At 62.1% G+C, this 21,043-nt stretch carries 17 protein-coding genes; 5 read left to right on the top strand and 12 right to left on the bottom strand.

Annotated elements, in window-relative coordinates:
* Positions 1-87: 87 nt before the first annotated feature.
* Positions 88-1,146, top strand: a complete 1,059-nt coding sequence (locus ACLI1O_RS10550) for an HNH endonuclease signature motif containing protein (protein WP_239269994.1) — start codon at positions 88-90, stop codon at positions 1,144-1,146.
* 348 nt (positions 1,147-1,494) lie between these two features.
* Here ACLI1O_RS10550 and fbaA read toward each other — a convergent pair whose 3' ends face one another.
* From fbaA to ACLI1O_RS10590, 8 genes are all read right to left on the bottom strand, one after another.
* Positions 1,495-2,529 (bottom strand): class II fructose-bisphosphate aldolase, encoded by a 1,035-nt coding sequence (fbaA, locus tag ACLI1O_RS10555; RefSeq protein WP_239269995.1) that lies wholly within the window; start codon positions 2,527-2,529, stop codon positions 1,495-1,497.
* A 184-nt stretch (positions 2,530-2,713) separates the two neighbouring features.
* Positions 2,714-3,919 carry a glycoside hydrolase family 76 protein gene (locus ACLI1O_RS10560; RefSeq protein ID WP_239269996.1) on the bottom strand — a complete coding sequence of 402 codons (1,206 nt, stop codon included), beginning with the start codon at positions 3,917-3,919 and terminating at the stop codon, positions 2,714-2,716.
* A 53-nt stretch (positions 3,920-3,972) separates the two neighbouring features.
* Positions 3,973-4,719, bottom strand: coding sequence for a TrmH family RNA methyltransferase (locus ACLI1O_RS10565; RefSeq protein ID WP_239270013.1), 747 nt, complete (start codon positions 4,717-4,719; stop codon positions 3,973-3,975).
* Positions 4,720-4,723: 4 nt separating this feature from the next.
* Entirely contained in the window at positions 4,724-5,278 is a 555-nt protein-coding gene (gene pyrE, locus ACLI1O_RS10570; RefSeq protein ID WP_239269997.1) for an orotate phosphoribosyltransferase, read from the bottom strand.
* 86 nt (positions 5,279-5,364) lie between these two features.
* A complete protein-coding gene (locus ACLI1O_RS10575; RefSeq protein ID WP_302519122.1) occupies positions 5,365-7,077 on the bottom strand; it encodes a hypothetical protein in 1,713 nt (570 codons plus the stop codon).
* 70 nt (positions 7,078-7,147) lie between these two features.
* Complete coding sequence (locus ACLI1O_RS10580) at positions 7,148-8,005, bottom strand: sulfurtransferase (protein WP_239269999.1); 858 nt, start codon at positions 8,003-8,005, stop codon at positions 7,148-7,150.
* 44 nt (positions 8,006-8,049) lie between these two features.
* The gene (gene clpB, locus ACLI1O_RS10585; RefSeq protein WP_023024094.1) at positions 8,050-10,605 is read right to left on the bottom strand and encodes an ATP-dependent chaperone ClpB; all 2,556 of its coding nucleotides are present in this window, start codon (positions 10,603-10,605) and stop codon (positions 8,050-8,052) included.
* 373 nt (positions 10,606-10,978) lie between these two features.
* The gene (locus ACLI1O_RS10590; RefSeq protein ID WP_239270000.1) at positions 10,979-12,355 is read right to left on the bottom strand and encodes a sodium/glutamate symporter; all 1,377 of its coding nucleotides are present in this window, start codon (positions 12,353-12,355) and stop codon (positions 10,979-10,981) included.
* 132 nt (positions 12,356-12,487) lie between these two features.
* On the opposite strand from ACLI1O_RS10590, the gene ACLI1O_RS10595 reads away from it, so the two are divergent.
* Positions 12,488-13,738 carry an NAD(P)-binding domain-containing protein gene (locus tag ACLI1O_RS10595; protein ID WP_284849526.1) on the top strand — a complete coding sequence of 417 codons (1,251 nt, stop codon included), beginning with the start codon at positions 12,488-12,490 and terminating at the stop codon, positions 13,736-13,738.
* Positions 13,739-13,795: 57 nt separating this feature from the next.
* A complete protein-coding gene (locus tag ACLI1O_RS10600) occupies positions 13,796-15,028 on the top strand; it encodes an FAD-binding oxidoreductase (RefSeq protein ID WP_284849527.1) in 1,233 nt (410 codons plus the stop codon).
* Here the strand turns inward: ACLI1O_RS10600 and ACLI1O_RS10605 are convergent.
* On the bottom strand, positions 15,025-15,840 hold the full coding sequence (locus ACLI1O_RS10605; RefSeq protein ID WP_284869404.1) for a carbon-nitrogen hydrolase family protein: 816 nt from the start codon (positions 15,838-15,840) through the stop codon (positions 15,025-15,027). The two genes, ACLI1O_RS10600 and ACLI1O_RS10605, sit on opposite strands and share 4 nt — an antisense overlap.
* Positions 15,841-15,932: 92 nt before the next feature.
* Between ACLI1O_RS10605 and ACLI1O_RS10610 the strand changes: the two genes are divergently transcribed.
* Together ACLI1O_RS10610 and ACLI1O_RS10615 are read left to right on the top strand one after the other, a co-directional pair.
* Entirely contained in the window at positions 15,933-16,196 is a 264-nt protein-coding gene (locus ACLI1O_RS10610) for a hypothetical protein (RefSeq protein ID WP_284849529.1), read from the top strand.
* On the top strand, positions 16,193-17,371 hold the full coding sequence (locus tag ACLI1O_RS10615) for an alpha/beta hydrolase (protein ID WP_284771671.1): 1,179 nt from the start codon (positions 16,193-16,195) through the stop codon (positions 17,369-17,371). Before ACLI1O_RS10610 ends, ACLI1O_RS10615 begins: the two co-directional genes overlap by 4 nt.
* A 14-nt stretch (positions 17,372-17,385) precedes the next feature.
* On the opposite strand, the gene ACLI1O_RS10620 is transcribed toward ACLI1O_RS10615, so the two are convergent.
* The 3 genes from ACLI1O_RS10620 to dnaJ all read right to left on the bottom strand — a co-directional run bounded on the left by ACLI1O_RS10620 (position 17,386) and on the right by dnaJ (position 21,002).
* Positions 17,386-18,906, bottom strand: a complete 1,521-nt coding sequence (locus tag ACLI1O_RS10620) for an aldehyde dehydrogenase family protein (RefSeq protein WP_284771670.1) — start codon at positions 18,904-18,906, stop codon at positions 17,386-17,388.
* A gap of 333 nt (positions 18,907-19,239) precedes the next feature.
* Positions 19,240-19,776 (bottom strand): heat shock protein transcriptional repressor HspR, encoded by a 537-nt coding sequence (locus ACLI1O_RS10625; RefSeq protein ID WP_284771669.1) that lies wholly within the window; start codon positions 19,774-19,776, stop codon positions 19,240-19,242.
* A gap of 20 nt (positions 19,777-19,796) precedes the next feature.
* Positions 19,797-21,002 carry a molecular chaperone DnaJ gene (dnaJ, locus tag ACLI1O_RS10630; RefSeq protein WP_411706846.1) on the bottom strand — a complete coding sequence of 402 codons (1,206 nt, stop codon included), beginning with the start codon at positions 21,000-21,002 and terminating at the stop codon, positions 19,797-19,799.
* Between the last annotated feature and the right edge of the window lie 41 nt (positions 21,003-21,043).

Raw genomic sequence — 21,043 nt, forward strand, 5'->3', positions numbered from 1 at the left:
CCCCGCAGCGCAAGAATTCCACAGATTCGCCGTTTCGCTTTGTTCCCCCATTGCCGCGTACCCGTGCCGCTTTTACGGTCAGGAGCCGTGAACACAGAATTTTTGCAACTTTGCCGTCGCGGTGTGGACCTCGTCGCCGAGTTTCAGGGATGCTCCGAACAGCAGCTCATCGAGGCCGGCGCCAGCCAGCTCCTCGCCGCGCAACTCGCCCGCCTGCAACACACCTATTTCGGCCGCACCTCCAATAGCCGCAAGCAGCGCCTCGCCTGCGAGGCAGCTCGTTCACGCGGCCACGACCTCGCTGTGCTTGAAAGCATCGAGTCTTTCGCCCACCGCGTGAAAGACACCAACCGCAGTTGGGATCTCCGCCTGGAGCTCTGCCGCGCGGAAGCCCACCTGATTCCGGCGATCGCGAAAAAGCGCCTCAAGCAGCTCAACCCCGCCAAGCGGCCCTCCCACGGCGTCCGCTACACCCGACGCCCCAATGGCCCCCACACCATCTCCATCACCGCGGACCCCACGGATATCGCAGATATCAAGGGCGTTCTCGCTTCCGTGGATAAGGAAAACCCGCTTGCGGCAGCCAAGCAGGTCATCCTCGAGGGCAATCCCGGCGCGCTCCCCGCGGTCCATACCAACGTGATCATTACCCTCGACCAACTAGATCACATCACTGCTGGCCAGGGCGATGACATCATGCTTCAGCTTTCCAACGGCGCGCGCATGTCCGGCGCCCAGCTCGTTGCCCGCACCCTCGCCCAACGTGGTTACGTCAGCTTGGTTCACCCCGAGCACGGCGCGGTAAACCTGTATCGCACCGAACGCATGGCCAGCTGGAAGCAGCGCATGCTAGCCCGCGCGGAACATCCTATTTGCGCTTGGCCCGGCTGCTCCACGCCTGCCGATGACGCCCAAGTCCACCACCTCACCGCCTGGGCCGCCGGCGGCCCCACGAACCAAGAAAACCTCGTAACGCTCTGTGCCCATCACAATGCGGTGAACCAAGATGATGATTCCCGACCCACCGCACGCGGGCGCATGGTTCGCATCAAGGGCCGCATCGCTTGGATCCCGCCGTGGAGCGGTAACCCGCGGTTCATCCCCTCACCCGCCCATTCACCACGACCAACAAGGAGTTACGGCTAATCCTCACCCCACCCAGTCCGTCTGGTCCGTCTAGTCCACTCGGGTCGCTGGGCCTGCCGTCTCCACCTGGCTTTGCCAGCCTATATTTCTGCCCAATCTCGCTGGCATAGCTGGTCGGGCCGGCATAGCTTGTCTGGCTAATCTGGCATACTTGCCTGCTCTGTCTCATGTCCGGCAAAGCCCCGCCGCATCCCCGCGCCCCACAGATGGGCCCAGCGTTAGGTCCAGAGATCGGACCAGAAATAGGAAAAGCCGCCTCCCACACAGGGGGAAGCGGCTACTTCGTCGTGCCTACAGTGCGGTCGCGCCTTAGGCTTCAGCTCAACATGAAGCTAATTGGGACTCGTCCTACTTGGCCGTGGTCTTACCCACGGAGTGGAGGTCCTGACATGCCTCGATGACGCGCTCGGACATCCCCTGCTCTGCCTTCTTCAGGTAGGAGCGTGGGTCGTAGACCTTCTTGTTGCCTACCTCGCCGTCAATTTTGAACACGCCGTCGTAGTTTTCCATCATGTGGCGAGCCACTGGGTTGGTAAACGCGTACTGGGTATCGGTGTCCACGTTCATCTTGATGACGCCGTAGCGCAGCGCCTCTTCGATCTTTTTCTTCTCGGAACCGGAACCGCCGTGGAAGACGAAGTCAAAGGCGTGTTCGCCCTCGCTCAGGCCGAGCTTCTTCTGCGCAACCTTCTGGCCCTCCAGCAGGACCTCGGGGCGCAGCTTCACGTTGCCCGGCTTGTAGACGCCGTGCACGTTACCGAAGGTAGCGGCCAACAGGTAGCGGCCCTTCTCGCCGGTGCCCAGGGCATCGATGGTCTTTTCAAAGTCTTCCGGAGTCGTGTACAGGTTATCGCCGGCCTTGGCCTCGACACCGTCTTCTTCACCGCCGACAACACCAATCTCTGCCTCGAGAATGATGTGTGCCTTCTTCGCCTTTTCCAGAAGCTCCTGGGCGATGACCAAGTTTTCATCGATCGGAATAGCAGAGCCATCCCACATGTGGGACTGGAAAAGCGGGTTCTCGCCGCGGTCGACGCGCTCCTGGGAGATGGCCATCAGCGGACGAACGTAATCGTCCAGAACTTCCTTCTGGCAGTGGTCGGTGTGCAGGGCGATATTGACGCCGTAGTGCTTCGCTGCCTCGTGCGCGAAAGCGGCTAGGGCCTGAGCACCTTTAACCTTGTTCTTGACCGCGAGGCCAGAGCCGAACTCTGCGCCACCGGTGGAGAATTGGATGATGCCGTCAGACTCTGCCTCGGCAAAGCCCTTCAGTGCTGCGTTGATCGTTTCAGACGAGGTGCAGTTGATGGCTGGAAATGCGAAGCCGTTCTGCTTCGCGGTGTCCAGCATCTGGTTATACGCCTCGGGGGTTGCAATTGGCATGAAATTCCATCCTTAAGTGGGATTGCGGTCAAACACGTTCCAACACCCAATTATGCCCACATTTCCGGAATCCCGCCGCAAAATTGGTGTGACATTTCCTGTGTTTACTACCCAACTCTCAAAAATGACGCGCCCCCACACGACAAACCCCGCGCAAGGTGTTTAACAGCACGGTTAAACGCGGTTAATCGCGACCCGATGTTTTATGCAGGTCACGAGCCACCCGAGCACACGCCTCCAGAAGCATCCAACCAGATAGCTGCACGGAAAGGTCGCGCTCATCCACGCGAATGATTCCCATCTTTTCACTCACGGTCGTGTGCCCGAAGCCGTAGTTGTGTGGAAGGCGGGCATCGGCAGTCCAGTCAGAGCCAAAAATTGGCAGGCCATCAACCTCAAGCCGGTGCTCCCACACGGATTCGGCAGACGCCACAACCATCCGGGTCGCCAGCTTCTTGGTGGCCCGGTTCGCGGGCGAGTCCCCGGGCAACCGCACGGCAACATCGGCAAGATAGCGCATCAGAATGCCCTTAAACAGGCCGCCATCACCATCACCGGTCTCCCAATCCACGACGCCGGAGGGAGTCGCCATCCCGGAAGCAATAGCCTGCACCAAGCCCCGAATCTTAATGATGTAGCTCATCATCTCGGATGCCAGTTCGGCCTCGTAGACGCTGTCGATCTGCTCCAGCTTGCCGATGCTCGACTCCTCCCGCATCGCCAACACAATCTCCAGGCATGCCCCCAACATCACGCCTTGGCAGTACGGGTGGACTTGTTTGACAATTTCGGGGCCGTCCATGCGCATGCGCACGCCGTCCATAATGAAGCCATCTTCATTGACCAAGTTGTCGTAGACCCAGTCAACGATGCGGCGGGCCGCGGTGATATCGCCCATCCGCGCGAGCATGATGGCACCGGGCCCATTGGCCGGCACATTCATGAAGTTCTCTCCGTCCCGCCACGGCAATATCCCCAGCGAGTCATCGAGGCCTTCGGTGATATTGCCCTGCAAAGACGCCAACGCCTTGGGCGATTTCATCTTCTTTACCTCGCCCACGCGCCCGAAAGCGAGGGCGAGCCAGGCTTTGTCATCGAAGTACTTATTCTTGGTCAGCTGCGCAAGATTCCGCATGCGAATCCCGCGCATGGTGTCAAGGATGCGCTGGCGGCGGGCCTTAGTATTCTTCCGCTCCGCCGCATCGACGAGGCAATCGAGGTAGTGCGCCTGCCACCAGTAGTGCCAGTGCACGAGGAGCTTTTCTTTCGTGGTGGGCGGCCAGCTGACGATGGCGAGGTTGGTTCGCGGCAGGCCCCATACGGAATGCGCATGGCGCTCATCAATGGCGGTTTCCGCGAGTTCGGCGCGGTGGGCCCACTTTTCTTCCACGATTTCTTTATCACTCCAGTAGCAAGGTTTATTACAGTTAGTGTAACGATCTCTTACCAGGAATTGTTCAGATCGGCGTGCTGCCGGATCCAAGTATGCATGGCGATGCCCGCGGCCACGCCCGCGTTGATGGACCGCGTAGAGCCAAATTGCGCGATGGAGCAGGTCATCAGGGCGGCATCTTGCGCGGCGGCGCTGACGCCGGGGCCTTCTTGCCCGAATAGCAGCAAGCTGCGTTCCGGCAGTTCGGCGGTTTCGAGGGGCACGCAACCGGGGGTGTTATCAATGGCCACGACCGTCAGGTCTTCCTCGGCTGCCCAGGCAATGAGCTTATCGACGCTCTCATGATGCCGCAGATGCTGATACCTATCTGTCACCATGGCACCGCGGCGGTTCCACCGGCGCCGCCCCACAATGTGGACGGTATCGACGGCAAAGGCGTTGGCGGTGCGCACGACGGTGCCGATATTGGCGTCATTTTCAAAGTTCTCGATGGCGATATGCAGGCTGTGCCGCCGCTTATCGATATCCCCCTTAATCGCCTCCCTCCGCCAATACCGATACGCGTCGACGACATTGCGCCGGTCGCCCTCGCGCAGCAGCTCCGGATCGTATTTGTCCGCCTCCGTGCCTTCCGGCCAGGGACCTTCCCAGGGCCCCACGCCGTGGCGGCCCTCGTTCCATTCGGTGGGACCCTTCGCCTCCTCGGGCTGTTCTTGCTGCTCTCGCTGCTCCTGCTGCTCTGGTTGCGCAGAACTCTCGGCCTGCCCGGCGGGCGCCTCCTGGCTTTCCTGGTCCATCTCGTTACGCGAGTCCAAGGTCACCCAAGCCAAGCAAAGAACGGTACTCAAGGCCCTCGGCCGAGATGACGTCCTCGGCGCCGGTAGCGCGGTCAACGACGGTAGCCACACCGACCACCTCTGCTCCAGCCTCGCGCAATGCGGCGACTGCCGTGAGTGGCGAGTTGCCGGTCGTGGTGGTGTCCTCGACCACCAGCACCTTCTTTCCGGTCACATCCGCGCCCTCGATGCGGCGCTGCATGCCGTGCTTTTTAGCTTCCTTGCGCACGACGAAGGCGTCGATATCGCGGCCCTCGGCATGCATGATGGAGGTCGCTACCGGATCCGCACCAAGGGTCAGTCCTCCCACGGCCGCGAAATCCCAATCGGCGGTGAGCTCGCGGAGCAAGGATCCGATGAGGCGGGAGGCTTCGTGGTGCAAGGTCGCACGCCGCAAATCAACGTAGTAATCAGCCTCTTTGCCCGAGGACAAAGTCACCTTGCCATGCACCACGGCAAGCTCCTTGACCAGTTCCGCGAGACGCTTCTTCTTGTCTTCTTGCAGGTGCACTTCAGTCATCGCATTGCTCCTTTTTCTAGAGTTTCTTTAGAGTTTTCAGCATATGAGGAAAGTCCTGGCTATGTGGGCCAACGCAACATTCTAGGCTACTCTCCCTGCTGCGACCCGGAATCGTCATGACGGTCTGTATCCTCTTTCTCCCGTGCAGCGGCCGTGCCACTGGCGTCTTGGGAGCTGCCTCGAGAAGAATTTCTGGTTGAGCCGGTGGACGAGTCTTTGGCCGCATTTTTGTCCGCGTCACCGAGGCCGTCACCAAAAGCATCATCGGAAGCGTCGTCGAAGATGGAAGCCTCCCCGAATTGCTGGCGCGGCAGGCGGGCGGTGCCCGAGTCGGGGGTGGGGCGTTCATTGCCATCGGCAATGGCATCGACTTCGTCCGCCCCAATCGCCGTGTGCTCAACTGGGCCGCGGGTCTCAGAATACGTGCGCGAGGGCATATCCAACGGTTCCTCCGGCCGTTGAATGACCGGCCGGGAAAACTCCGGCTGCCCCGCCGCCGCTGTTCCACCCACCGCGTCGACCACAGGCGCAGCGGGAATCTCCCTGGCCGGGTCCAAGTCCTCAAGGTGGATGGTATGCACGGAGGAGGACCGGGGTGGGAGAACGCGGGAAGCATCGGCAAGTAAAGCCAAGGGCGGGAGCATTGCCTCCCAATCCGCGGTGCGCGAATGCTTGGTGGTTTGTGCCAAAACCCACTCGGTTTCCAGCCACAGCGCCGACACCACCTCCGGCATGCGCTGCAACGCAATTCGCACGCGCTCGTCCACCATCCGCTCCGCCACGCCGCGATCGGAGGAATATACATCAAACCCTTCGATGCTCATGGCCATCAACAGGTCCTCGGACATCTCGGCCTCCTGGCTGCCGAAGCGCTGGAAATCAATGACCACATCCGATGCCGCTCCCGTCCGCATCGCCATCACATTGACGCCGTCAATATCCATCAGCAGCATTTCGTGGCCGTACACGTTGCCGGCAACGATATCTTTCGGCGCGGCGCCGGAGGAGGCCACTCCCCTCGTCCATTCATCGACAAGATACTGGTCCGACTTCATGTACTCAAAGCCCCGGGTTTCCGCCCAGTTCTTGCGCTCCCGACGAATGGTGCCAGGGATTAGCGGCCGCGGCCGCCCTACCGGCTTGGACTTAGCGTGCCCTTCCGATTGCTCTTCAGCTCCCTCCTGGACTGCCTCTTCGGGGGAGTCATCCCCACCCGATTCCGTTTCTGCGTCCGAGTCCGCATCCTGGTTAACGTCAGAATCTGCGCCAATTTCCGACGTCTTTTCAGTGTTGCCTGCAGTGTTGGCGCTACCTTTTACAACGTCATTGTCAGAAAGAGCCTCAGTCTCGCTGGCGCGGGTTTCGGCTCTGCCTCTATCGGCGTTGGCTTTGTCTTTACTTATCTTGTCGTCACCGCTGCCCTTGTCGTCATCGCTGCGGTCTGAATCGTCTGCAGTGCGATGGTGACGGCCTGAAGAGACTGCGGAGGAAGAATCGGATTCAACATCGGGAAACGGCGAGTATTTCGCCACGAAACCGGGGTGGGCCTCAGTACCGCCTTCGCTCTCAGGATCTGTCACTGCTTCGGAGCCTGTGGTGTCTTCCGCGCCCTCTTCAGTTTCGGGGCTTGCGTGGGAAGGCGCATCCTGGTCTTCCCGGGTGTCCCAGTCTTTCGGGTCGTGCTGGGATGCGGTGTCTCGCTGGGCATCGGCTGCGCGCTGCGTGCGATCGTAGTACAGCAAAAAGCCACCGGCGATGCCGAGCACGAGTGCGAAAATCAGGAGTAAAGAAGCCATCATCTCCTGATAATAATAGGTACCGGCACCCCACGGTGCCGGTACCAGTCGGAGTCGGAGCGATTAATTGGAATTAATCGTTAACCGAAGTCCTATCCCCGCGTTCTACCGGGTTGGTCGGGTCTGCCGACCACTGCGACCAGCCGCCGATGTAGTGGCGCAGGCCGGTAAATCCTGCGTTCTCCATCGCCGCGAGTGCAAGAGCGGAGTGGTTGCCCGAACCGGAATAGATGATTGCATCCTTGGTGTTTTCTTGAGTCAATCCGGCAGCGGCCAGCACTTCACGGATTTCATCCGGCGACTTCAACGTGCGCACCCCATCGTTGTGGAAGAGGCGCTCGGGAACATTGACCGCACCGGGGATGTGGCCCGCCTTCAAATCTAGGTTCTCGCGGCGGCCGGCGAAGCGGTTACTCGAGCGGGTATCGATGAGCACGCCATCGTGCTCGCGGACGTCTTCAATCGTGGCGGTAGGCAGCTGGCCGGGAGTGACCTCGAATTTCGAGCCGACCGCGATATTGCCCGGACCCGTGAGGGTTTGGTAACCGTTCGCGAGCCAGTTTTCCAGGCCGCCATCGAGGATGCGCACATCAGTTAGGCCGGCCCAGCGCAGCGTCCACCACGCGCGGCCGGCAAAAAGCCCGCGGCCCTCGTCATAGACCACCACGGGGCGGTCTTCCTGCAGGCCCCAAGAACGGATCCAGGCTTGCAGCTTGTCTTCGTCCGGAAGCGGGTTGCGGCCATTGCGCGAGCCGGGAAGGCCGACGAAGGCCGCACCGGTATCACCGAAAAGTGCGGTGGGGATGTGCTGGGACGCAAAGTCGATGAAGCTCTGGCCCGTCTTGGGGTGCCAGTGGGTGCCGAGAAGAGTGAAACGATCGCCGTGGTAGATGGATTCTTTGAGTTCCTGCGGGGAAACTAAAATGCTCATGCCTTCCAGTCTAAAGGCATGAGCATTATTTTTCGCCCGGTAATTTAGCGAGCGGAAATGTCCAGCTCCGCGCCGCCATCGGCGACGTCGACGTGGACGGTATCGCCATCGGCAATATCACCGGCCAAAAGCTTCTTCGCCAGCTTGTCACCGATAGCCTGCTGGATGGTCCGGCGCAGCGGACGGGCGCCGTAGGCGGGGTCATAGCCGCGGTCGGCCAACCAGGACTTGGCGGAATCGGATACCTGCAGCGTCAGGCGGCGGGCCTCCAGGCGTTCGGTGAGACCGCGCAGTTGGATGTCCACGATGCCGCGCAGCAGTTCCTCCGACAGCGGCTCGAACATCACCACGTCATCGAGGCGGTTGATGAACTCCGGCTTAAACGCCCTCTTCACGGCCTCCATCGTCTCGTCCTTCGTACCGCCGGCGCCCAGGTTGGACGTTAGGATGATGACGGTATTGCGGAAGTCGACGGTGCGACCCTGGCCATCGGTAAGCCGCCCCTCATCCAGGACCTGGAGGAGGACGTCGAAGACGTCGGGGTGGGCCTTTTCCACTTCGTCGAAAAGCACGAGCGTATAAGGCCGACGCCGCACGGCCTCGGTGAGCTGGCCGCCGGCTTCGTGGCCGACGTATCCCGGAGGGGCACCGACGAGCCGGGAAACGGAGTGCTTCTCGCCGTACTCGGACATATCGATGCGCACCATGGCGGATTCATCGTCGAAGAGGAAGTCCGCCAGCGCCTTAGCCAGCTCCGTCTTACCCACGCCGGTGGGGCCGAGGAAGAGGAAGGATCCGGTCGGGCGGTTGGGGTCAGCCACGCCCGCGCGGGAGCGGCGCACGGCATCGGAAACAGCGGTCACGGCCTCGCGCTGGCCGACAACCCTCTTGCCCAACACCGATTCCATGTTCAGCAGCTTCTCGGTCTCGCCCTGCAGCATCTTGCCGGCGGGAATGCCGGTCCACGCGGAGACGACCTCCGCGATGGTATCCGGGCTGACCTCCTCATCCAGCATGGTATTGCGCTGGGCGGCGGCCTTTTCCTCGGCTGCTGCCAGGTCCTTTTCCAGCGGCGGGATCTTGCCGTAGTTGATCTCGGAGGCTAGGGCGAGGTCGCCGTCGCGCTCGGCAATTTCTGCTTGGCGGCGGAGATCGTCGAGCTCTTCCTTAATATCCTGCACGTCATCGATGGCCTTCTTCTCGTTGGCCCAGCGCGCCTTGAGCTCGCCGAGCTTTTCGCGCTGGTCCGCGAGCTCGCCTTGCAGGGCGGCCAGGCGGTCCTTGGAGGCGGCGTCGGATTCCTTCTTCAGCGCGAGCTCCTCGATCTCCATGCGGCGAACGATGCGCTCGAGCTCATCGATTTCCTGCGGCGAGGAGTCGATTTCCATGCGCAGGCGGGAGCCGGCTTCATCGACTAGGTCGATGGCCTTGTCCGGCAGGAAGCGGTTGGTGATGTAACGGTTCGATAGCTCCGCCGCAGACACCAAGGCAGAGTCCATGATGCGCACGCCGTGGTGCACCTCGTAGCGCTCCTTGAGCCCGCGCAGGATACCGATGGTGTCTTCCACGGACGGCTCTGCAGCATAGACCTGCTGGAAACGGCGCTCGAGGGCGGCGTCCTTTTCGATGTACTTGCGGTACTCATCCAGCGTGGTTGCACCGACGAGGCGCAGCTCGCCGCGGGCCAGCATGGGCTTAATCATGTTGCCGGCATCCATGGAGCCTTCGCCGGTGGCGCCGGCGCCGACGATGGTGTGCAACTCATCGATGAAGGTAATGATTTCGCCCTCAGATTGCTTGATTTCATCCAGCACAGCCTTGAGGCGCTCTTCGAACTCGCCGCGGAACTTGGCGCCGGCGACCATGGAACCGAGATCTAGGCTGATAAGCGTCTTGCCCTTCAGGGACTCAGGGACGTCGCCAGCCACGATGCGGCGGGCCAGGCCCTCAACGATCGCAGTCTTGCCGACGCCCGGTTCACCAATCAGCACCGGATTGTTCTTCGTCCTGCGCGAGAGCACCTGGACGACGCGCCGGATTTCCTGATCGCGCCCGATGACCGGGTCGATCTTGCCCTCGCGCGCCCGCGCGGTGAGGTCGGTGGCGTACTTTTCCAGGGCCTGGAATTGGTCTTCCGGGTTCTCCGAGGTCACCTTGGCGGCCCCGCGCACGGAGGGGAAGGCGCCCTTGATGGCGTCGTAGGTTGCGCCGCGACCGGTCAGCAACTCGGCGGCGTCGGTCTTCGAACCGGCGATGGCGGCGAGGAGGACTTCGGTGGACACGAACTCATCGCCAAGCTCGCCCGCCAATTCCTGCGACTTGGTCAGTACATTCAGGCCATCCCGGTTGAATTGCGGGTTGGACATATTGGCGCCCTCGGCGCTGGGATAAGAGTTAACCAGCTCGCGCGCTTCTTTCAGCACGGTATCCGGGTCAACGCCGGTGGCCTTGAGCACTGGCGCGGCAATGCCGCCTTCCTGCCCAAGGATGGCCGCCAGCAGGTGCGCCGGGCGGATATCCGGGTTGCCATTCGCGGAAGCGGTCTGCAGGGCTTCCTGCAGAGCCTCTTGTGTTTTGGTGGTGGGGTTAAAAGAACTCATGTGTACGTTTCTCCTTCTAAGATTTATTCGTCCATTTTAAGGATTCACTAGGTATAACGCACATAAAGTTGAGCCTATTCCACTCAACTCAAATTTTTTGAGTCCACCTGGCTCAACTTCCCACGCTATGCTCCTCAGCTCTGCCGCAATGCCGCAACAGCCCTACCCAAGTCCTGTCGGCATAGGAGTGAGCACGCCGCGCTGTCACAACAGCCCTACCGAAGTCCGGCCGGCCTAGGAGTGGGGGTGCACGGTGCAATCGAGGTGGGGGTTAAGGGGGCATCGGCAAGCAAGCGAATTGGCGGCACAACAAAGCCGGGCCGCCACACCAAAAATGTGGGAGCCCGGCTTGCGCAGAGTAGATATGTGAGGGCTAGGTTTCTTGTTTCTGACCCACGTGGCCGATGCCCTCTTTGAAAATCGTGCCGCGCGGCGGGAGCAAGCCCATGAATTTGAACGTCAGGTACACGCCGATGGAAATGGCCAGCGAAACGGCACCGAACGCGCCGGTAAACCCGTACATCACCGCCATTGGTGCAATGATGGTCCACGAAATCTCGAACGGGCCGAAGCCGATGTAGGCCATGCCGTATTCGGACAGCGTGCCGGACTTCAGCTTCGGGTCGACGATCTTGAGCACGGCGATGCCGGTAGCCACGGTGGCCGTCGCCCAGCCCCAGCCGAAGATGCCGCGCTCGATCCAGCGCTCGCCAAAGAACTCGGCGGGGAACCACATCAAGAAGAAGGTACAGAAGATGGTGCCCAGAATGAACAGAACGAGCAGTGCCTGCCAGTAGGAGGCGATAGCGGCAGGAACAATGGCGGCCACACCGAAGGCGATGAGGTAATCGGTAGCGGCACCGGAGATGGAGGATACGGAATCCTTATCCAGGTAGTCCTCGGCGCCGGCGAAGTTCATGATGGCGCGAAAGATGAGGCCGATAACCATGGACATCGCAAAGAGCGGGATGGAAACATTTTCCCAAATGCTGGAGATGCCCTTATTGACGCCGTACGCCGTCATGACCGTGAGAATGATGAAGCCGAAGTGCAGCGCGAGCGGCTCGATGGAAGAAGGGTTGGTGGTCGCGCGGCCGAGGGAGGGGCGATCATCCAGGTTCTTGATGTAGCCGCGGCGAATCTCCTCCGGCAGCTCCTTGGGAACGTAGGACACCTTGCCCTTGCGGATGCCCCAGTTACCAGCGATGACACCGCCGATAATTGCGGCCAGCGTGCCGACGGTCGCGGAGGTAAAGCCCAGAGACGCTGCCGCCTCGGCGCCAACGCCCTCCAGCGCGCCACCCACAGCGGCGGCCGTGCCGAAGCCACCGGTAAATCCAACCGGCAGCATCATGCCGAACCAGTTCGGGGTATCAAAGACCGGGGCGAAGAAGAGCAGGCCCAGCACGATGAAAAGGCCCCACTGGCCGGTAAACATCATGGTGGAATAGCCCCACATATTGCGCGCGCCCTTGCCCATGTTGCCGCCAACCTCCATGGAATACGCCATCGAGGCAAAGACCACGGCGATGAGGATGGAGGTGTAGTCGCCGAGGTTATCGGAGAAGTTGATCCAGCCCAGCACGTTGGGCCCGACCAGCAGGCCAAGCAGGCCGGCGGTAATGGGGGCAGGCAGCAATAAGTCCTGGAAGATAAACTTCACTTGGTGGCGCAAAATATTGCCGATGACCATGAGTAAGGAAATCCAACCCACGTCCAGCATGAGCGTATAAGCGGAAAAATCTTCCATGGGAATCCTTTCTAGCTGTGCAGTTATGGCAGGCTGCTCACGAGTAGCGAGCGCGCAGATAAAAAGTACATTACCTATCATGTAGTGAGCCACAACATACGGCGGATTTTTCACCCCCGTTACAATGGCACGGTGGAGCACTACCTCAGCATCATCATCGGCGGGGGCCAGGCAGGCTTGGCAACGGCCCAGCAGCTCACCTCCCGCGGCCTTATCCCCGCCCAAGACTTTTTGCTTATCGATGCCAACCCCGCCCCCGGCGGCGCCTGGCGTCACCGGTGGGATTCCCTAACGCTGGGAAAGGCCCATAACATCGCGGATCTGCCGGGCATGCCCGCCCCGCTTGCCGATGCCTCCTCCCCCGCCTCCCACGTAGTCGCCGCCTACTACGGCGCCTACGAGGACAAGTTCCAACTTCGGCCCTACCGCCCGGCGCGCGTCCGCAGCGTCCGTGCCCTGCCCGGAGAACCCGGCGCGCGCGGCGCGCGCAATCCCCGCGGCGCACGCGGCGCGTTTCTCGTGACGCTGGAGTCCGGCGAGCAGTTTTCTGCGGACACCATCGTTAACGCCACCGGCACGTGGGATAGGCCGTATATTCCTTATATTCCGGGTATTAGCAGTTTCGGCGGGCGCCAATTGCACACCAAGGACTATTCGTCGGCGGAGGATTTTGCAGGCCAGCGCGTGTTGGTCGTCGGCGGTGGGCTATCCGCGGTGCAGTTTCTATTGGAACTTGAGGGCATCGCCCAGACCACCTGGGCCACGCGGCGGGCGCCGGATTTTACGAATACGGAGTTCGATAAGCAGTGGGGCTTGGATGTGGAAAAGAAGGTCCGCGAGCGGGTCTTTAGCGGCAGCCCGCCGGCCTCGGTGGTCTCGACCACCGGGATTCCGCCCTGGCAGGAATACCTGGATGCGGTCGAGCGCGGCGTTCTGGTCTCGCGCGGCATGTTCAATGCCATTGACGCGACCGGCGTGCGGTTTAGCGGGTCTGCGAGCGGCGGGGCCGCCGCGAGGGGTGACGCTGCGGCGGACCACTCGACGGTGACAGACGGCGAGACGGCGGCCGGCGGCAGAACTGATGTGAGCAGTGAGGTGGCGGGGGCATCGGAAAGCGTGGCGGCATGGCAGCCGTATCCGGCGGGCACGCACTTGGCGGTGGACGTCATCTTTTGGAATACCGGTTTCCGCCCGGTGCTGGACCACCTGGCACCGTTGCGATTGCGCTCACGCAAGGGCGGGATTGTCATGCGCAACGAGGTCTCGCCTGTCGCGAACCCGCGGGTTTTCCTCGCCGGCTATGGGTCGACCGCCTCGACGGTGGGAGCGACGCGGGCGGGTCGCATGGCGGCGCGCGAGGTTATCAAGGTGCTGGACCTATAGCGCGGGGACGAAAATGCGCACGCTAAAAGGCAGGCAAGCACACTAGGATGGGAAAACATGTGGGAATTGGGCGAGCACTTCCGGAAGTATGCAGACGACTACCGCGATGCGGTGCATGAGCAGTTTTTCCTCATGGTGCCGGAAGCGCGGCAGGTCTTTTCCCTTTCTATGCAGGACACCCACCGGTCCATGGTGCACGCATTGGCGTGGGTGATTGAACATGCGGAGCCCAGCAGCGCCGGTGCTGGGGTGGGGGTTGAGGCCACGCTGCCCGAGGCCGTCCGTGAGAAGATCGCGCAGCTCGGCCGCGATCACCGCAGGCACGGCTTCCCGGCCGAGGTGTATGCGCGGTTCGAGGAGGCGCTCATCAAGGGCCTGCGGGTTTTGGCGCTGACGCGGTACCAATACGACTTCGCTTGTGCCGTCATCCACCAGGTTTGCGAGGAAATGGCCAGTGCGGCGCGCGAGGCGGACCTGGCTGGGGAGGCGCCGGCGTATTCGGGGCAGGTGGTTGCGGTGGAGCGGCCGACGCGCGAAACCGCGGTCATTCGCGTCGAGGCGGGAATGCCCGCTGCCTTCGAGCCGGGGCAGTATTTCCCCGTCACCACCCAGTACCTTCCCGGCCAATGGCGCATGCTCACCCCAGCCCAGCCCAGCGATGCCACCGGCCAGCTGGTCTTCCACGTCGCCGCGGTGGGCGAGGCCTCGCGGTCGCTTGCGCATACCAAGCCGGGCGATTGGTGGACTTTGGGCCGGCCCACCGGGTCCATCTGGCAGGACCTGCGCGCGTTGCGCGGGGGCAGGCTGGTCATCGTGGCCTATGGCACGGGCTGGGCGGCGGCGCGGTGCTTGGCGCTGGCGGCGCGCCAGGCCGCGGATGCGGGCGAGGAGGGCCTCGCGAAGAACTTGTCCCTACAGATTTTCGCCGTTGCGGATAGCCCCGGCGCGCACTATGACACGCATTTCCAGCAGAACCTTGCGGCACTCTACCCCGATCTCAGCCTGCGTCGCATCATCCGGCAGGAAAACGACCCGTGGCTGCTGGGCGCACGGCCGCTTGCCGATGCCGCCACCCACACCCTCTCCCCCGACCCGACCGATGTAGTAGTCAACGAGGTCGAGTTATCCACAACCACGCCCACCCACTTCGCCCTCTTCGGCAGCGCCGAGGAGGTGGCGGAAGCGAGGAAGGGGTTGGAGAAAAGGGGCATCGGCAAGCAGTGGATCTTAAGCCACAGCTGGGGCCGCGACCGGGAGTGGCTGCCGGAGGATTATGCGGCGCAGTCTTAGTCGTTAAGTTCTAGCACCGGCAGGGAGCGGCGCGTCTTCGCTACTTCGTGCGGATCGATATCGGCGTAGAGGATCTCGTCTTCGTAGCCGGCCTCGGCCACGCGCACGCCGTTGGGATCGACGATGGTGGAGTGCCCGATGCCGGTCGGGCCCGAGGGGGATCCGGCCTCCGCGTTGCCGCCTGGCCGGGATTGGCCCGCGGCGAGGATATAGCTGGTGGAATCCAGCGCCCGCGCGGCCGTGAGCAGGCGCCACTGCTCTAGCTTGCCGGGGCCATCCGCCCAGCTGGTGGGCACGACGATGAGCTGCGCGCCCTCGCGCGCCAAGTCCTTGAACTGCTCTGGGAAACGGATATCGTAGCAGACCACGACGCCGACGGTGAGGTCATCGACGTCGAAGGTCACCAAGGATTCCCCAGGCTGCACCGTATCGGATTCGCGGTAGTCAAAGGCATCGTAGGTGTGGATTTTCTCGTAGCCGCCCAGCACGCCAGGGCCCGCGACGAGCGCGGTATTGGATACGCGGTTGATGGTCTTGTCCTCGCGCTCGATGGTATCGGCTGGGCAGAACATGCCGACGACGACGGTGACCTCCAACTCCTCCGCCGCTTCCTGAATCGCGGTGGCGAACGGGCCTTCGAGGTTCTGCGCCTGCTCGTCTAGGCGGCCCGAGCGGAAGTTCTGCGAGGCGGCCTCTGGCAGCACGATAAGGCGCGCGCCCGCCGCCGCGGTCTCACGAATTTTATCCAGGGCGAGTTCTTGGTTTTCCTCGATGCTGCCGGTGGAGGTCAATTGCACTGCTGCTACTTTCATAAACCCCAACTTAGTGCAGCGTCACCTAGTTATCCACAGGGTTGGCGATTTTGCCCTCGCGGCTACAGCCCGCAGCGGCCACGCTTAAGGCCATGACTTATGTAGATATTCCTGAACACCTTCCCGCACATGTAGACGCCTTGAGGGCGCGGCCGGCGGCGGCTATGCCGGGGGCACGCTTAGGCGTGGCCTCCCGGACGTCTGCCGCCCTCCAGCGCGCGGTGGCGCAGTGGTCTGAGACGCAGCAGCTTAGCGATGCCACCGTTTCCGAGCGCCTGCGCAGCCTCCACTCCTTCCTGGACCGCAGCGGCGCGCTCGATTCCTCGCTCGCCGCGAGCTTGGGGAGGACGCGATGAATTTATCGACCGCCCTGCGCCACAGCGCCGCGCAGCTCGCCGCGGACCGCGCTGGTCTACATAATCACTATGTGGACTCGCACCACGATTGGCTGTCTCTATCGCTGGGCGGGCCCGCGGGCGTGGCGGCGCGCTCCGGTTTGGCGGAGGCGACCGAGTGGCTGAGTAGCCCGCTTGGGCAGATGGAGCACGTCATCGAGGTGCTGGACCGGCACGCGGATCTGCAGGCCTGGCGCGAGGGGGTGGAGGCGCGGATCATTTCTTTTCTAGGCAAGGTTGATGAGTTTTCTGGCCCCGCCGCGCTAGCTGGCGGCGTGCTGCTGCGGGAGGTGCGCGCGCTTGGCGATGCCCTCGATTGGCTCTGCTCCCAAGAAATCGACGCCCTCTGCACGCCCGCGGGGGTGGAACCGCCGCAGCGGCTGGAAGATTTTGCCGATCTTCCCCTCGATACCATCCACGAGATTAACCTCGTCCAGGCCAGTGACCGCGTGGCGCAGCTGGCCGCGGATAACCCCGATATGCGCATCGTGGAGACCAGCCCCGGCCGGCTGGTGGCACTGGTGGATCCTGAGGGCTTTCGCACGGAGCCTGCGTCCGTGACCACGTTTGTCGAAGGCGTGCATTCCTCCGACCCCACTACCTGGCAGCGCGCCGTGGACCGTGGCCGCAATATCGCCAAGGCGAGCGGTGGTCCTGCCGCCGTGTGGTTGGGCTACCAGGCCCCGTCGAGTTTGCCGCGCGCCGTGCATGCCGATCCCGCGCGGGCAGCGGGGCAGGAGCTGGTGCGGTTTCAGCGGGGCATCGGCAAGCGGTATCCAGGCGCGAAGCGAACGGTGGTGGGCTATTCCTATGGCTCCGTCGTGACCGGATATGCGGCGCGCGAGGAGGACATCGCCTCCGATATCGTGCTCGTGGGAAGCCCCGGCACCAGCGCCCAGCATGCCCGCGAGCTGCACGGCACCGTGTGGGCGGCGACCAATGACAATGACCCCATCGCTATCGCGACGGGGCCACTCAGTGGAATCCATGGTCCGGATCCCACCACCCAGTCCTTTGGCGCCACTCCCCTGCCCGGCGCGGATGGCCTGCCCGGGGACCACGGATCTTATTGGGAGGATCCGCAGTTCCTGCGCGGTTTGGGCACGGTGGCTTCCGGGGAATCGAGGGCGGATTAAAGCAGGCTGTGGGTTTAGAAGAGTCCTGCGGGGGCGTCGGAGTACGAGACCAGCATGTTCTTGGTTTCCTGGTAGTGGCCGAGCATCATCAAGTGATTCTCGCGGCCCAAGCCGGATTCCTTGTAGCCGCCGAAGGCGCTGTGTGCTGGGTAGTCGTGGTAGTGGTTGACCCACACGCGGCCGGCCTGAATATCGCGCCCGGCGCGGTAGCAGATGTTTTGCTGGCGCGACCACACGCCGGCGCCGAGGCCGAAGTTGGTGGTATTTGCGATCTCGATGGCCTCGTCGTAATCCTTGAAGGTCGCCACAGACAGCACTGGCCCGAAGATTTCCTCCTGGAAGATGCGCATCTCATTGCTGCCCTTAAAGACCGTGGGCTCGATGTAGTAGCCGTTTTCGAGGCCTTCTACCTTGTTCACGTGGCCGCCGGTGAGCGTTTCCGCGCCTTCTTCTGGGCCGATCTTGAGGTATTCGGTAATCTTGTCCATCTGTTCCTGGGAGGCCTGGGCGCCCATCATGGTTTCGGTATCCAACGGGTGGCCGATCTTGATCTTCTTGACGCGTTCGATGGCGAGCTCCAAGAACTTATCGGCAATATCCTCATGGACCAGGGCGCGCGATGGGCAGGTGCAGACTTCGCCCTGGTTGAGTGCAAACATGACGAATCCCTCGACGCACTTTTCCAGGTAGGAGTCATCTTCATCCATGATGTCTTTGAAAAAGATGGACGGCGACTTACCGCCGAGCTCCAGGGTGACCGGGATGACCTTGTCCGCGGCGGCCTTATTGATGAGCTTGCCCACTGGGGTGGAGCCGGTGAACGCGATTTTGGCGATGCGATCCGAACCCGACAATGCCGCACCGGCTTCCTCGCCCACGCCGTTGACGATATTGAGTACGCCATCTGGGAGGAGGTCGCCGATAATATCCATGAGCAAGAGGATGGATGCAGGCGTTTGCTCCGCGGGTTTCAGCACGATGCAGTTACCAGCGGCCAGGGCCGGTGCGATCTTCCAAGAGGCCATGAGCAGCGGGAAGTTCCACGGGATGATTTGGCCAACAACGCCGAGTGGCTCGTGGTAGTGGTAGGCCACGGTGTCTTCGCTGATTTGGGACAGGCGGCCCTCCTGCGCACGGATGGCGCCCGCGAAGTAGCGGAAGTGGTCAACGGCCAGCGGGATATCGGCAGCCAAGGTCTCGCGGACGGCCTTGCCGTTTTCCCAGGTCTCCGCGACGGCGATCTTTTCGAGGTTTTCTTCAATCCGGTCCGCGATGCGGTGCAGCAAGAGTGCGCGCTCTGCCGGCGTGGTCTTGCCAAAGGTTGCAAACGCCTTTTCCGCGGCATCGATGGCTGCGTTGATATCGGCTTCCTTGCCGCGGGCCACCTGACAAAATACCTCGCCGGTCACGGGACTGATGTTGTCCATGTATTCGCCATCGACTGGCGGCACCCACTTTCCACCGATGTAGTTGTCATAGCGGTCGCGGTAGTTGACGATGGCCCCTTCGGTTCCGGGTGCTGCGTACAAAGTCATGATGGTGGTGTCCTCTCGTGCAGAAATCTCGACTGTGGTTCTTGCCAGGTATAGTCCTTGCCGTGTATGGCTCGGACCACTGCAGGCGTTCTACTGTGGTGTACCTCACCTGCTTTCCAGACATAGTAATGCAATTTTTCGCATTCCGCACTAAATAGGGGTGAGAAATTAACATTTCTTCACCGCCCAAAGTCCGGTTGTGCGGGTGTGGCATTTCCGGGGTGAGGGACTTTTAGGCAGAGATAAACCCTCCATTCCTGTGCGGGCGCTACGCCGTAAAAGGTATGGAGGGTTTTAGTTGAGGTTTCTCGTCCGCAGGACGAGTTAGGCGGTTTATCCGGTTTCGCTACCGTTGTTTCGGCGATTGCGTTTGCGATCGCGCGCGGTGCGCGGGCTCCACATCACCACGGAGGTAGACCGCGGAACGTGGACGAGCTCACCGCTGCGTTGAGAACGCACCGGGGTCCGCGAGCCTTGTGGGCCTTGTGCGCCGCGGGCGTGCTGCCCCTGGGCTTGGGGGTGCTGTGCCCCCGGGCGCTGCCCGGCGGCGAGCTGGTCGCGGAGGGTGCGGACCTCATCGGCAAGCGCATCGCGTTCGGCCTCGAGCTGGTCGCGCTCTTCGGTTAACTCGATGATGGATTTGATGCCGGCAAGGTTGACGCCATCGTCTTGCGACAGCGCCTGAATCTTGCGGAGCAATTCAATATCGCGATCCGAATAACGGCGGCCACCGCCGCGAGTGCGGGCCGGGGAGACCAAACCCATGCGGTCATAGGTGCGCAGGGTTTGGGCGTGCATCCCGGAAAGCTCGGCGGCCACGGAAATGACGTAGACCGCAGTGGCGGAGCCTTCTGCCTTTCCAGTACTCATTGTGCAATGCACCTCCTGCCTTAATTGCTCTCCGCGCCGGCCCAGTCTGCGCGGGGATTAAAGCCAGAGTCCTTTTCGGCTTGTGCATAGGTACGCAGGGCGCTGGAGGCCGCGGCATCGAGCTTGGAAGGCACGGTGACCTGCACGCTCACCAAGAGGTCGCCAGCCTTGCCGGCGCGCTTGGCAATGCCGCGCCCACGCACGCGCAGGGTGCGGCCATCCGGGGTGCCAGCCGGGATCTTCACGCGGACCGGGCTATCCAAGGTAGGAACCGTGATGGTGTCACCAAGGGCGAGCTCGGCAAACGAGACGGGGACGGTGATGTGGATATCGTCGCCGTCGCGGGTAAAGACCTTGTCAGGCCTGACGGTGACCGCAACGAAGAGGTCACCGGCCGGGGTGCCATTCGGGCCTGCCTCGCCTTGGCCGGCGATACGGACCTTTTGGCCGTCGATGACGCCGGCGGGGATGCGGACCGTGATGTTCCGGGTGCGGTGCACCGTTCCGGTGCCGTTGCAGTCTGGGCACGGATCTGTGATGCGGCGGCCCGTGCCATCGCAATCCTTGCACGGCGCGGAGAAGCCGAAGGCACCGCGGTTTTCCGAGGTGTATCCGGAGCCATTGCAGGTCCCGCACGTTGAGGTCTTGCCGGAGGAAGAACCCGAGCCATGGCACGTGGTGCACGGCGCGTTACCGCTTAAGGCCAGCGGGATGGTGGTCCCCTTGGCGGCCTCGCGGAAATCGAGGGTTATTTCCGTTTCGACGTCGGCCCCCCGCGACGGTTTAGCTGAGTGGCCAGCACTACCGCTGCGGTTGAAAACGCTACCGAAGATATCCCCAAAACCGCCGCCTTGAGACGATCCTCCAGTGGCACCTCCGAAGAGGTCCGAGAGGTCGAAGTCTTGCGTACCTTGTCCACCCATGTTCGTGGATCGAAACCCGCCGGGAAAGCCGGCGCCTCCGTTCCGTCCGAAGCCACCGCCATTGCGCAGCATGGCCTTGAACTGGTCGTATTCTTTGCGTTCGGAGGCATCGGAAAGCACATCGTATGCTTCCGCAACCCGCTTGAACCGGTCCGCTGCCGCGGGGTCATCGGGGTGGGTATCGGGGTGGTTTTCGCGGGCAAGCTTGCGGTACGCGCGCTTGATCTCGCTTTGGTCTGCGGACGAGGAGACCCCCAGATCCGCATAATAATCTTTGTCTGCCCATTCGGGTTTAGCGCTCACTGGGCATCTCCTCCTTTCAAGAAGAATCGGTTGTAATTAGT

This window comes from Corynebacterium sp. LaCa78, from assembly GCF_046717505.1.
Taxonomy (GTDB): domain Bacteria; phylum Actinomycetota; class Actinomycetes; order Mycobacteriales; family Mycobacteriaceae; genus Corynebacterium.